We start from the raw sequence: 13,694 nt of genomic DNA on the forward strand, positions 1-13,694 counted from the left end.
GGTATATCCAGAACTGATAGAACATCCTATTTCATCTTATGGAACCGAAGTGGAAAGTGAAGGAACGGGCGCGGATGTACATCGACCGGATGCCGGACTCGGTGCAGGGGGAGGGAGGGAGTGCAGCCCTGTTCAAGGTGGCGGTGGTCCTCATGCGTGGATTCTCGCTGGGCGAGGCGGATGGCATGGAGCTGCTGGCAGAGTGGAACGAAAAGCATGCCCGCCCCCGCTGGTCGCAGCAGGAGATGCGGCACAAGATTCTGGATGGCGCGAAGGCGGACCGGCCGGAGGGGTACTTGCTGAACCGGGACCGGGACCGCGAGCAATATCACACCCCATCACACCAAACGGCCGACAGTCCAAGGAGCGGCACTGGCCCAGTGCCGGTGGCGGGAGCCAAAGGGGCGGAGCCTCAGTCGTATGGCCGTACGCCAGCAGCCAGCCACGCTTCCGAGGGCACCAAGCTGGTGCCGCTCCCGAGAAAGGAGCGCCCCACGCCCCCATGGCCCGCCATCTCTCCGCTCATGGATGAAGACCGCGACCGCATCGCCATCCTTCGCAAGGTGCCGTGTGCCGCCGTGGAGCTCGTGAGACGTGCCGGGATGCTGGGGAAGGCGCACTATGAGGGGCACGACTGCTTCATCATGGGTGAGGGGAGATTCGCCCAGGCGCGACGCTTCGATGGTGGTCTGCTCCCCGTGCAGGGCGGCAGGCAGCAGAGCAAGGCAAAGAATCTTCCCGGTTCCGAAGGCGCCTTCATCGGCAGGAAATGGGCCATCGGAAGCACGTGCCCCGTGCTGCTCGTGGAGGGTGTGATTGGGTTGGTGGAAGGCATCGCCTCCATCATGATGGCGCGGGATGCGCTGGACTGGACGTGCCTCGCAGCGGTGAGTGCGAGCTCACGCTTTGCGCGGGATGCAGAGCTCTTGCATGCGCTGCAGGGAAGACGCGTGCACATCATCCCAGATGCCGGGAGCACCGGGTGGGAGTCTGCGGGAGCCTGGCTGCTGGAGCTGGAGCGGGCCGGAGCGCAGGTGCAACTGGAGCCCATACCCCTGCCCGTCGCCTGCAAGGACCTCGGAGACGTGGTTTCCATGGTATATCAGCATGCATCACCTGATGATGACATCCATTTCCAGGGCTGCGTGCGTCGTGCACCGGATGATTTGCGCGAGTATCTCGATGCGATTTTCCTGCTCTCATGATGTCGTGCTCATCATTAAGAGGCGGAATTTACGCGAATGATCCAGGCGCTGTGACGCGCAGCGTCCCTGGACTGCGTGCAGCCTGCTGCCGCTTTTCTGAAGTGCAGCCTGCTGCACAATCCATCGCGACGAAGTCGCCAAGCTCTCCTGGTGATGCCATGCCACGAGCGTATGTCACCATCGCCACAGCAGGCTGTGGACTCTGGAAAGCGGCAGCAGGCTGCGCGCAGTCCAAGGCCTTCGGCACGGCTTCCCTATCTTTCTCCTGACGTTCACGTGCTACTCCCCACACCCCTTTTCCCATCGCATTCCCATGACGACACCTCCGACACCAGACCCTCTCCCACCGCCCGACCCCAACAATCCCCGCGACCTGCGCAACACACGCGCCTATCGACGGGGGAAGGAAATGGAGCGCCGCGAACGTGAGCAACAGAAGCTCACCATCACCGAGCCCGTGCCGGTGCCAGTGCCAGTCACGGAGGAAAACGATGGAGCCGTAAGTGTGGTCGTCGTCAACGCTGCGGATGGCGTGTATAATGACCATCGCAATGCGCTGGAGTTTCTGAGCCTGCATCATGAAAACGTGCGCTTCTGCTGGTGCAGGAGGCAGTGGGTTGAGTGGGATGGCACCCGCTGGGAGCCGGACATGGGCGCAGGCATGCAGGAGCGGGCGCGGCATTTCTCCGAGACAATCCTTCAGCAGGCGGCCGAGTGCAGCTACCCCACGGGCAAGGAGCTCATGAAGCGCGGCCGGGAGCTGGGAGAGCTTGCGGGATTCACCGCTCTGCTGAAGACAGCCCGCTCAGACCCGCGTGTGTCCCTGGACGACATGAGCGTGTGGGATGCGGACCTTTTCCTGCTCGGTGTGAAGAATGGCGTGGTGAATCTGCGCGACTGCTCCTTCCATCCTGCCGAGCGCGACATGATGATCACGAAGTCTGCCGGCGTTTCCTACGATGCTGCGGCGACGTGCCCGAAGTGGGAGGCGTTTGTGGAGAGGGTATTGCCCGACCCGGAGGTACGCCACTTCATGCAGGTGAGCGCGGGCTACTGGCTCACCGGCAGTACCAAGGCGCAGTGCTTCTGGTTTCTCTACGGTTCCGGCGCGAATGGCAAGACCACCTTCCTGGAGACGCTCTACGCACTCAGCAGCAGCTACAGCCAGAAGGCGAATGGCATGCTCGCGGAAAAACCCACGGACAACAACACCCTGGGTGAACTCGCGAAACTGCCCGGTGTGCGCCTGTTGGTGGGGCAGGAAGTCAGCGACAGCATGCGGCTCAATGAATCTCTCGTGAAGGACATCACAGGTGGGGAAACCATCGGTGCCCGGCATCTCTACAAGCCCTTCTTTGAGTTCCGTCCTTCGTGCAAGCTGGTCATGTTCGGCAATCACCGCCCCACCATCTCCGGGACGGACGGCGGCATCTGGCGTCGCGTGCGCCTGGTGCCCTTCACCACCATCATCCCCAAAGAGCAGCAGAACGACAATCTCCCGGAGGAGCTGCTCACGGAGCTCCCCGGCATCCTGAACTGGTGCCTGCGTGGACTGGCCCACTACCACGCCCATGGCCTGCCCATGCCACCCGCCGTGCAGGAGGCCACGGAGACCTATCGTGAGGATTCGGACGTGCTCGGTGAGTTCCTCCAGGAGGCGACGGTGCGTGTGCAGGACCTCGACGAGAAGGTGCTGCTGAGTGGGCTGTATGAGAAGTACCAGACGTGGGCTGACGACAGTGGCAGGCGCACCCAGCTCAACAAACAATCTCTCCGCAAACGGATGGAGGACCGTGGGTATGTCGTGAAGCACACGAACAAGGGCAAGGCCATTTGCGGACTCCGTTTACGCAGTGAACTGGACCCCTTCACCCAAGACCCTTTTGAGTGAGTGACGGGAGTGATAAATGTGACCGTGGTATAAAAACTTCTCCCGGAGAAATGCTGTAGAAAAAGTTTTTGGAACGGCGTCAGATTCATCACCGTCGTCACGGGAGAGGTTCCCAACCAGTCCCTGCCCAGTACTTCCGGCCAGAGCATTATCTAAGACTGTAGCCAACGATGCGTTTAGGAATGGTGCATTTGTCCCGGAGGGACAAACAACAAGCGCCTTTTGCTTGGGTGAGCGGCCATCGTTCAACTTATTGAGGCTTGCTCAATAGACTGACGTTGGGTGGGATGTTCTGCCTTCCTGAAGACCGAAGGTCTGCGATATGCCAGCCCAAGGCAACGCCCTGGGATAAGTGGCAAATGAACAGAGCCCTGAAAGGGCGAAATATGGGCGCACCTCAGGCGGACGCTCTGTCACGCCCTTTCAGGGCTTGGATGTCTGGGCCGTTTTCCCAGGGCGTTGCCCTGGGCTGGCATATCTCAGGCCTTCGGCCTGGAACTGCCTCGCGGATGTGCATTCGAAGTCAGTCTATTGCACAAGGCTCAATAAAGCACGCCGCTCCTTGGGGTGGCATCTTCATGGGTGGTGGCAAGGCGATGGAGGCCCCGGCCACCGCAACCCACGAACCCATGCGACCTGGTGTGTTGAGTCGGTGAGCGGTGTCCCATGTTCTTGTTCATCCTATCACAGCTCCTTGTTCCCATCCCGCGACCCCGTCTTGGCCGCGCGCATCTTCAGCTCAAAGGTCGCACCTTTCCCGTGCTCACTCGTGGCGGTGATTTTTGCCTGGTGGTTGTCTGCAATCGCCTTCGCAATGGCGAGGCCGAGGCCGCTGCGACCGAGTTCGCGGGAGCGGGCTTTGTCCACGCGGTAGAAACGTTCGAAGAGGTGTGGCAGGTCTTCCGCGGGGATGCCGGGGCCATCGTCGCGCACGGTCACGCAGGCATGGCCGTCGCGCTCGCCCGTGGTCACCCAGACATGGCCGCCGCCGGCGTGATGGTGGTGGAGGGCGTTGTTCACGAGATTGGAGATCAAGATGGAAAGCTCGGTGCTGATGCCTTCGCAACAGGCCGGGTCGAGGGTGCAGGAGAGTTCCACGCCCAGCTCCTTTGCCAGGGGCATCTGCCTCCGCACGATATCGCCTGTGATGTCCGCCAGATTGCAAAGCTCGCGGTAGGTGGAGGTTTCGCTGGAGTCCTGCCGTGCCAGCACCAGCAGCGCTTCCACCAGGGCAGACATGCGCTGGGAGGTGTCCAGACACGTGTGTATCACCTCGCGATACTCTTCCGGGGTTCGCTCGCGCTTCAGGATGCGCTGGGACTCCGTGATCAAGATGGTGATGGGCGTGCGCAGCTCATGCGAGGCATCCGCAGTGAATTGCTTCTGCCGCTCGAAGGCCTCATGCAGCCGCTCGAAGGTTCCATTGAGCACCTCGCTCAGTTTGCCCAGTTCGCTCGCGGTATCGGCGATGTTGATGCGCTCTTCCAGATTGCCCTCGGCAATGCGCGTCGCGGTGTGGCTGATGTCCTTGATGGGGCGGATGGCTCTGCCGACGAGCCACGAGCCTCCCACCAAAGCCAGAAGGCTCACACCACCCACGGCTGTGAGCACGGAGAGACCGAGTCGTCGCATTTCCTCAAGGTCAGGCGTGATGTCCCTCCCCACCACCACGCGAAAGCCGATGGCGCTGCTGCGGTGCAGCTCCCTCCTGCTGCCCACGGTCACCGAGCGCTCCACCATCTCCTCCCGAGTCACAGGTAGAAACTCAAGGTCGCCCGGGACGTTGTCACTTTGCAACAGGACCCTGCCTTCCTTGTCCCGGATGCTGAAGTAGGCATGGCCGGGCTCGGTGCCGTGGAAAAGTGCGGCCACATTCGGCGGCAGGGTGATGGGACCTGTACGGAGTTTTTCCACGAATTCCGAAAATGAAAGCAGCCGCTTGTCGTTCGCATTCTCTCCCGGTGCAGCGGGACGCAGGATGTCCATCAGCGAGCGTATAAGCGTGCGCTCCCGCATCGTCAGGTCTTTGTCGATGCGCTGGAGCTGGTTGTCATGAGCCAGTTGGTACGCCGGCATGCAGAAGCCCAGCACCACGAGCAGCAGAATCAGCCCATGCCATATCTGCAAGCGCCAGCGGATGGATCTCAGCGGGAATCTCATGGGATGCAGTAGCCGTGACCCCGGCGCGTGGTGATGACCTCGTGGCCCAGCTTCCTCCGGAGATTCGAAACGTGGACATCAAGCAGGTTCGAAAGGGTGCTGTCTTCCTCGTCAAACAAGTGCTCGTAGAGGGAGGTGCGCGAGACCACCACACCTCGATGCAGGGCCAGATACTCCAGCAGTGTGTACTCCCGCGCGGTGAGGCCAATCTTCTTCCCGGAGATTTCGACCTCACGCGAAGTGGTATCAATCGTCAGCGGGCCAATCTCCAGCACGGCATTGGAGTGGCCTGCGGCGCGGCGTATCAGCGAACGGAGCCGGGCCAGCAGCTCCTCGATTTCGAAGGGCTTGGTCAGGTAGTCATCCGCACCGCTATCGAGTCCCTTCACGCGATCACGCACGGCATCGCGGGCTGTCAGCATGAGCACGGGAGTATTCCTGCGTGCGCGGAGCCGCTCCAGCACGGCCCAGCCATCGAGCTTTGGAATCATGACATCGAGCAACACGGCATCATACACCCCATCCTCTGCCTTGGAGAGCCCTTCCACACCGTCAGAGGCCACATCGACAGCGTAGTCTTCCTCACGCAGGGTGGCGGCAAGACTACGCTGCAGGACCGGGTCATCCTCGATGATGAGCACACGCATGAGAGGGGGAGGGCGGATGGCTTTTGTCCAGAGTTCAGAAAATCACTCGTGCCGCAGGGCGTCGATGGGATTGAGCTTCGCCGCCCTGCGAGCCGGAGTAAACCCAAAGAGGATGCCCACCGCAGCGGAGAAGAGGAAGGCGATGAAGTTGATTTTCGTGTTGAACATGAAAGGCACCTGGATGAGCTGCGCCAGCCCGTAGCAAAGGCCCAGCGCCAGCAGAATCCCCACGACACCGCCGATGGAAGACAGCGTGATGGCTTCCACAAGGAACTGCAGCAGCACCTCGCGTGCCCGTGCGCCGATGGCCATGCGAATGCCAATCTCCCGCGTGCGCTCCGTCACCGACACGAGCATGATGTTCATGATGCCAATACCACCCACCAGCAGGCTCACTCCGGCCACGGCCGCGAGCAGCGTGGTCATCATGGCGGTGGAGGAGCTCAGCGTCTCCGCAATCTGGCGCGTGTCCATGACGAAGAAATTGTCATTCTCATTCGGCTGGAGATTGCGCCGCTCACGCATGAGCGAGGTGATGGCCGCAATGATGACATTGCTGTCCGTGTCGTCCTCCGCGGAGATGACAATCTGCGTGATGTCCCGGGCCGAGGTGCGTCCGAGCAGACGTCTCTGGAGGCTGGAGAGGGGAATGATGATGGTGTCATCCTGGTCGCCCATGCCCATCTGCCCTTTCGCAGCGAGCAGTCCGATGACCTCCACGGAAGTTTTTCCAATGCGAATCTTCTGGCCGATGGGATTGGCATTGCCGAAGAGTTCTCGCCGCACCGTGGCGCCGATGACCGCCACCGCCTTGGCAGAGCGGTAGTCCACATCCCCGAAGAGGCGGCCCTCCGCAAGGGTCCACTTGTTGATGGAGAAATAATCCGACGTGCTTCCGGTGATGGAAGTGCTGCGTGCATTCTCAAAATAGATGGTGCTCAGTGTCATGGTGCGCACGGGCGCCACGGCGGCGATGCCGGGCACCTGGTCACCCACGGCGGTGGCGTCCTTGATGGTGAAGTTCGGCACGCCTGCGGAGGACGACCTCGGTCCGAAGCCGGAGCCCGGGCGCAGCATGATGAGATTGCTCCCGAGATTGGATATCTGGCTCTTCACCATCTGCGTGGTGCCCTGACCGAGCGTGACCATGGTGATCACGGCGGCCACGCCGATGATGATGCCCAGCACCGTGAGGAAGGACCGCGTGAGATTGCGGCGGATTTCCCGGAGCGCGATGGCCAAGGTATTCCACAGCATCGTCATGGCGTTCTCTTCGGGTTGATGATGTCTGACTCAATGAGCCCGTCCTTCACCCGCACCACGCGCTGGGCATAGGCCGCCACATCATCCTCGTGCGTCACGAGCAGGATGGTGATGCCGCGCTCTGCATTCAGGCGCGTGAGCAGGTGCATGACGTCCTCCGTGGTATGGGAGTCCAGGTTCCCCGTGGGTTCATCCGCGAAGAGCGTGCTGGGATTCGTGACGATGGCCCGGGCAATGGCGACGCGTTGTTGCTGGCCACCGGAGAGCTCCGCCGGGGTATTGCGCTCCTTGGTGGGCAGGCCCACGGCGGCGAGTGCTTCTCTCGCGAGAGCATGCCGCTCACGCGTCGAGATGCCGCGATACAGCAGCGGCAGCTCCACATTCTCCAGTGCACTGGTGCGTGCGAGCAGATTGAACCCCTGGAAGATGAAACCCAGGGCATGACGGCGCAGGAGCGAGCGCTGGTCAGGGCTCAACTCCTCAACACCGATGCCTTGGTACAGGTAATTTCCCGTCGTGGGTGTATCCAGGCAGCCGAGTACATTCATGAGTGTGGACTTGCCGGAGCCGCTGGGTCCCATGATGGCCACGAACTCACCCTTGTTGATGGCAAGGTCCACCCCACGCAGCGCCTGGAAGGCGGCATCACCACGACCATAGGTCTTGGTGAGCTTTTTGAGCTGGATGAGTGAACTGGGCGGAGCAACGCTCATGGACGTGGAGTCGTGTTCGCACGTGTGATGACATTCATGCCTTCGCTGAGTCCATCGCCCGAGACTTCGGTGCGGCGTCCATCCGTGAGGCCGACCTTCACGGTGATGGGCACGGCTTCTCCATTCTGCAAAACCCAGATGCGGGACTCGCCACTCTTTTTCACGCGGTGGGGCTTCTTGGAGTCCTCACTGGAGGATGAGCGTCGGCCACCCATGCCGCGAGGGGGTCCGGGCATCAGGCTTTGGACGAAGGTCTTTTGCTGTCCCGGTGCCGCATTCGCCTGGGCCTGCGCGGCCTCAGGGTCAAACCGCAGGGCGGTGTTGGGCACGAGGAACACATTCGAGCCCTTCGCCACGTGGATGTCTGCCACCGCCGTCATGCCGGGCCGCAGGCTCAGGTCCTTGTTGGTGACTTCGAGCTGGGTTTCGTAAGTCACCACGTTGTCCACGACCGCAGAGCCGTAGGCCACCTTCTTCACCGTGGCCACGAAGGAGCGCTCAGGCCATGCATCCACGGTGAAATCTGCCGTCAGTCCCGGCTCCACGCGGGCGATGTCCATTTCCGCGACGGACACTTTGAGTTCCATCTGCTCCAGGCTCTCCGCGAGGATGAACAACTCCGGAGCCGTGAAGCTCGCGGCCACCGTCTGCCCCGGCTCCACCGTGCGTGTGAGGACGATGCCATCGATGGGCGATTTGATGATGGCCTTCTCCAGGTCGGTCTCATTGGATTTGAGCTGCGCTTCTGCCTGCAGCACCGAGGCCTTCGCACTCTCCAGGTCTGCCCCGGCGCGGTCTGCGGTAGCCTTGGCGGTATCCATTTCTGACTTCGAAGGCAGCTTCCCACCGCTGATGCGCTGGAGCTCCTGCTGCCGCTGAAGTGATGCCTCACCTTCACGAAGGGTGGCCTCCGCCTGCAGCACTTTGGCCTTCGCCGCCGTCACGGAGGCACGCGAGCTCTGCGTGGTCTGGGTGAGTTTGCTGGTGTCCAGCCGGGCGAGCGGCTGGCCTTTCTTCACACGGTCATTGATGTCCACATACACTTCCTGCACCGTGCCGGAGAGTTCACTGCCGATGGTGACTTCATTGGTGGGTTCCAGGTTGCCCGTGGCCGTGACGGAGATGCTGATGTCCCCACGCTGGAGCGGCTCCGTGACATACGGATTGATGTGATTCGCCGCCGCTTCACGCTGCGACCACCAGTTCCAGGCGAAGACCGCGCCTGCCGCGAGGGCCAGCAGGAGCACGTAACGAATCCAGCGGGCACGGCGAGCGCCCTTGGGCCGGATTGCCTCTTCCAAGTCCGCAGGTGCGGTGATGGTTTTCGTGGACATAGAGAAAATGACTTGAGGTTCAGAAGCCCGGACCCCAGCCGCCGCCGAGAGCGCGGTAGAGCTGGATGTGGGCGGAGGCGCGGTTGCCCGCATTGTTCACTTGCTGCTCTTCCAGGCTTAAGAGGGTGCGTTGGGCATCGAGCACATTGAGAAGATCAACATCGCCCGCCTCATAACGTTGCGAGGCCAGCTTCGCCGCCTCACGCGCCGCGACCACCGCGCGATTCACCACCTCCAGCGTCTCAGACGTGCGCTGGATGGCGATGAGGGAATTCTCCACCTCAGACAGGGCAGTCAGCACGGTCGACTCATAGGTGATGAGCGCCTGCTTCTGGCGCTCGTTTTGGATATTGATGTTCTGCTTGATACGTCCCGCATCGAAGATGGGAGCGGCCAGACTGCCGAGGATGGAAGCGGCCGTACTCTCGGGGGAGAAAATGCGCCCTGCCTTCAACGCCTCCACACCGATGGAGCCGGAGAGATTCAGCGAAGGGTAACGCTCCGCCTGAGCAGCCTTCGTCCGGAAGAAGGCTGCATTCACCGCATGCTCCGCCGCCCGCACATCCGGTCGCTGACGCAGAGTCTCCGCGGGAATGCCCAGCGCGATGCGGGAAGGAGGAGCAGGCACAGGACGCGTCCTTGCCAGCAGTTTGTCCAGCGCGCCTGGGGGTTTACTGGCTAAGAGAGCCAGCTGGTTCTTGGTCTGCGCGATGGTCTGCTTCAAGGACGGTACAGCCGTCCGTGCCTGCTCCAGACTGGTGATGGCCTGCTGCGTTTCCAGTGCGTTGCCCTGGCCTGCCTGCTCCCTCCACTGGGTGAGTTGCACTGTCTGCTCACGGGTGGCGATGCTGCTCTCCAGCACGGCGAGTTGTGCCTCCGCCGTGCGCAGGTCGATGTACGCCGTCGCCGTCTCTGCCGCGAGCGAGACCTGGACGGCATGGAAGTTCTCATGGGACTGCGCGAGGTCCGCCGTCGCCGCGCGCACATTCTGCCGCTGCTTTCCGAAGAGGTCCACCTCCCAGCTCGCATCGAGAGAGGCACCGTAGTTCTCACTGGTGGTGGCAGGACTGCCGCGCCTGTCTTCTCGCGAAGCCTGCGCGCTGAGGCCCGCATCGAGCTGAGGGAAGAGCGCCGCACGCTCCACACCGCGCGTCGCCCGCGCCTCCCTTATCTTCGAGAGCGCCGTACGAATGTCCGGACTCGCACGGAGCGCCTCCGCGATGACCTGGCTCATGGCGGGGTCAGGAAAGCGCTCCCACCATTTCGGCAGCGCCGCCGTGTCCAGGGCCATTCCCTTCATGCCTCCTGCATTCCATTTCGCTGGGACCGGGGCTCCGCTTTCATCGTTCGCCCCAGGCGTCATTCCGGCACAGGAACTCAGGAAAAGCGCAGCCATCGTTGGCCATGCCAGATTGACCAAGGGGGAGGATGGCGTTGGCTTTTTCATCAAAAAGGGTTCTCCGCGAGCGTGTGAAGAGGTTGCCACCGGGAACCTTAAGTCAGCATTAAGAATCCATCGAATTCGAAGGGCTGGCCCAGGTGGGAGTGTTTCCCGAATGATGCAACTGCCTGCTGGGTTGGCGCGGAAGTAGCGGGCGGAACTGTGCCGGAAGCCCTTGAATAGAAGGCATTGACGTTTGCCACTGCACAGGAAAATTAGAGCATGCCCATCAGCATCCATTGCGGCCGCAGTATCGTGGTGGGGCTTGCTTGCCTCGGGCTCATGTTGCCGGTGGCTTCGGCGGCGGCAGCCACGCCCAAGCGGGTTCTTGTCGTCCATTCTTTTGTCAATGCGGCGCCGCCTTTCACCACGCATTCCATTGCCTTCGAGCAGGAGCTTGCCGAAAAAATGGGGGAGCCGGTGGATCTCGACGAAGTGTCGCTCGACGTGGCTCGCTATGCCTCGCTCGATATGGAGGAAGCGCTGGTCGATCTCATGCGCAAGCGCCAGACCAAGTGGCAGCCGGACCTCGTAGTTCCAATCGGTTCGCCCGCAGGCATGTTTGTGGCCCGGCATCGCGACCGCATCTTTCCTGCCTCGACGCCGGTTATCTATGCGGGCATGGACAGGCGGCGGCTGCCTGAGGGAGCGCTCAAGCAGAATGCCACCTTTGTGGGAGAGGCATTCGATGTGCGAGGCATGGTGGATGACATCCTGGAGATTGCTCCGGAGACGGAGAATATCGTCGTCGTCATCGGCGCGTCACCACTGGAGCAGTACTGGGCCGACGCTTTCCGCAAGGAATTCCAGCCGTATGAGAATCGTCTGCGCTTCACGTGGGTGAATGACCTTTCGTTGGGCGGAATCGTGGAGAAAACGAAAAACCTGCCTCCCCGTTCCTTCATCTTTCTCATCCTGATGATGCGGGATGCCTCAGGGGTGACGCACAATGCGGATGAGGTGCTGCAGCAAATCCACGCCAGCGCCAACGCACCCATCAACAGCATTTTCCAACACCAACTGGGGCTCGGCATCGTGGGTGGAAGACTCTACCAGGCGGAGGCGGAAGGGGTGGCGGCCGCCCGCATCGCCATTCGCATCCTGCGTGGAGAACCCGCGTCCAGTTTTCCTCCCACCATCATCGGGCCGCTTCCGCCCCGGTATGACGCCCGGGAACTGGAGAAATGGAACATCGATGAAACGACCCTGCCCAAGGGGAGCACTATCCTCTTCCGCACGCCCACCTTCTGGCAGCAGCATCGGGCGCTCATCCTTGGAGTGGTGTCAGTGTGTGCCGCGCAGCTGCTGCTCATCGCTGCCCTCATTGCGAATCTCATGCGCCGCCGTCGCGCAGAGCGGTCACTGGGCCAGAGTGAGCAGCGGGTGACCCTCGCCACGGAAGCGGCCCGCCTGGGGGTGTGGGAACTCGACCCCGCCACAGATGAATTGTGGGCCTCTGACAAGACTCGCGAATTGTTTGAGATTGGCGAAAAGGTTGCCCTCCATCGCGCGACGATTTGTGACCATGTGCACCCCGAGGATCGCGATGTGCGGGAGACTGCCATCGACCAAGCCATCAAGACCAGGGGGGAATACGAGGTCGAGTATCGCATTGTGCTCAAAAGTGGAGCCATTCGCTGGGTCAGCGGACGTGGTCGTTGGATGGCGGATGAGGGAGACCGGTCGGGCCGTCTCATCGGCATCTCGATGGATGTGACGGAGCGGAAGGAGGCGCAGGAGCTCTTCCGGCTGGCGACGGAAGCCTCGCCGAGTGGCACGCTGCTGGTGGACGATCGCGGTCTTATCGCGCTCGTGAATGCACATATCGTGGAGCTCTTCGGCTATGAGCGTGACGAAGTGCTGGGAAGACCGATTGAAACTCTGCTGGGCGGGAAGGTCGCGGAAGAAATAACAGCGGATCGAGCAAACTTCCTTGCCATTCTGCGCGATAGGGTCCTCGAAGGCACGGACCGCGAACTGTGCGCCCGTCGCAAGGATGGAAGCGAGTTTCCCATCGAAGTGGGGCTGAATCCGGTCCGGATGCCTCGTGGCGTGCTGGTTCTGATGACGATTGTGGACATCTCGCCACGCAAGCGCGCCGAGGAGGAGGCGCGGCGGCAGCGCGAACAAATCGAAGCTCTTGGACGCGCGAGTCTCCTGGGCGAAATGACGGCCTCTCTCGCGCATGAACTGGGTCAGCCACTCACGGCCATCCTTGCCTCCGCAAGTGCCGGTGTGCGCTTCATTGACAGAGGCGATGCTGAGCCTGAAACCCTGCGCGAAATCTTTGACGCCGTGGGCTCGGACGGACGGCGGGCCCGGGACATCATTCAAAATGTGCGGAGCACCATCAAGACAGGCAGCAGCATCCATGGCCGGGTAGATCTCAATCAGGTGGTGGAGACCGTGGCACTCATGCTCCGGCCGGACGCTGCTGCTTATGCATGCGAGGTACACACTTCCCTGGAGGAGGGGCTCCCTCTCATCCAGGCAGACCCGCTCCAGATGCAGCAGGTGCTCATCAATCTTGTGACCAACGCGTTTCATGCATCGTCCGGGATGCCGCCCGCCAGGCGCAAGGTGGAGATTGCGACCATACGCAACGGCGATGCGTCCATTCGCGTCACCGTCCGCGACTACGGCGTCGGTATTTCCAAAGAACTGCAGGAGCGCTTGTTCGAACAATTCTACACCACCAAGAAGGACGGCTTGGGAATGGGACTACCCATTGTGCGCTCCATTGTGGAAGCCCATGGCGGCGTGATCACCGCCCGAAACGCCGGGGTGGGCGCTTGTTTCCAGTTTGAATTGCCCATTGGCGAGGCCTCTGATGTTGAACTTCGGACGGCGTAGTGCTGGCTCTGAGTTCAGGTCTCGGCGCACGCAGCTCTTCCCGTGCAGGAGCCTGCTGTATCAAAGGTGATGGGGGCCGGGCAGGGACGGCTGCGTTGCCCTTAAGTCCTATTTCCCAACACGGCAGGAACGTCGAGGCTGGTGGAAAGACCAACAGCAGCACCGCAATCACACATGACATCCATCG

9 protein-coding genes are annotated in these 13,694 nt (G+C 61.6%); 3 read left to right on the top strand and 6 right to left on the bottom strand.

The genetic code is table 11. The features are described 5' to 3' along the window. Positions 1–38 precede the first annotated feature (38 nt). Complete coding sequence (locus tag DES53_RS04810) at positions 39–1,205, top strand: hypothetical protein (RefSeq protein ID WP_113957040.1); 1,167 nt, start codon at positions 39–41, stop codon at positions 1,203–1,205. A gap of 313 nt (positions 1,206–1,518) precedes the next feature. Then, on the top strand, positions 1,519–3,096 hold the full coding sequence (locus tag DES53_RS04815) for a DNA primase family protein (RefSeq protein ID WP_113957041.1): 1,578 nt from the start codon (positions 1,519–1,521) through the stop codon (positions 3,094–3,096). Between the two features lie 684 nt (positions 3,097–3,780). Here DES53_RS04815 and DES53_RS04820 read toward each other — a convergent pair. The 6 genes from DES53_RS04820 to DES53_RS04845 are packed head-to-tail and all read right to left on the bottom strand — an operon-like array spanning position 3,781 to position 10,660. After that, a complete protein-coding gene (locus DES53_RS04820) occupies positions 3,781–5,256 on the bottom strand; it encodes a sensor histidine kinase (protein ID WP_113957042.1) in 1,476 nt (491 codons plus the stop codon). Further along, a complete protein-coding gene (locus DES53_RS04825; protein WP_113957043.1) occupies positions 5,253–5,903 on the bottom strand; it encodes a response regulator transcription factor in 651 nt (216 codons plus the stop codon). The genes DES53_RS04820 and DES53_RS04825 overlap by 4 nt, the downstream gene beginning before the upstream one ends. A 42-nt stretch (positions 5,904–5,945) precedes the next feature. After that, complete coding sequence (locus DES53_RS04830) at positions 5,946–7,160, bottom strand: ABC transporter permease (protein ID WP_113957044.1); 1,215 nt, start codon at positions 7,158–7,160, stop codon at positions 5,946–5,948. Between the two features lie 2 nt (positions 7,161–7,162). Further along, a complete protein-coding gene (locus tag DES53_RS04835; protein ID WP_113957045.1) occupies positions 7,163–7,879 on the bottom strand; it encodes an ABC transporter ATP-binding protein in 717 nt (238 codons plus the stop codon). Then, positions 7,876–9,213, bottom strand: a complete 1,338-nt coding sequence (locus DES53_RS04840; RefSeq protein WP_113957046.1) for an efflux RND transporter periplasmic adaptor subunit — start codon at positions 9,211–9,213, stop codon at positions 7,876–7,878. The genes DES53_RS04835 and DES53_RS04840 overlap by 4 nt, the downstream gene beginning before the upstream one ends. 19 nt (positions 9,214–9,232) lie before the next feature. Then, positions 9,233–10,660 carry an efflux transporter outer membrane subunit gene (locus DES53_RS04845; protein WP_113957047.1) on the bottom strand — a complete coding sequence of 476 codons (1,428 nt, stop codon included), beginning with the start codon at positions 10,658–10,660 and terminating at the stop codon, positions 9,233–9,235. Between the two features lie 216 nt (positions 10,661–10,876). Here DES53_RS04845 and DES53_RS04850 point away from each other — a divergent pair, with 216 nt between their 5' ends. Continuing rightward, positions 10,877–13,507: a PAS domain S-box protein gene (locus tag DES53_RS04850; protein WP_113957048.1), complete on the top strand. Its 2,631-nt coding sequence runs from the start codon at positions 10,877–10,879 to the stop codon at positions 13,505–13,507. The last annotated feature ends 187 nt before the right edge of the window (positions 13,508–13,694 follow it).

The organism is Roseimicrobium gellanilyticum (assembly GCF_003315205.1).
Taxonomy (GTDB): domain Bacteria; phylum Verrucomicrobiota; class Verrucomicrobiia; order Verrucomicrobiales; family Verrucomicrobiaceae; genus Roseimicrobium; species Roseimicrobium gellanilyticum.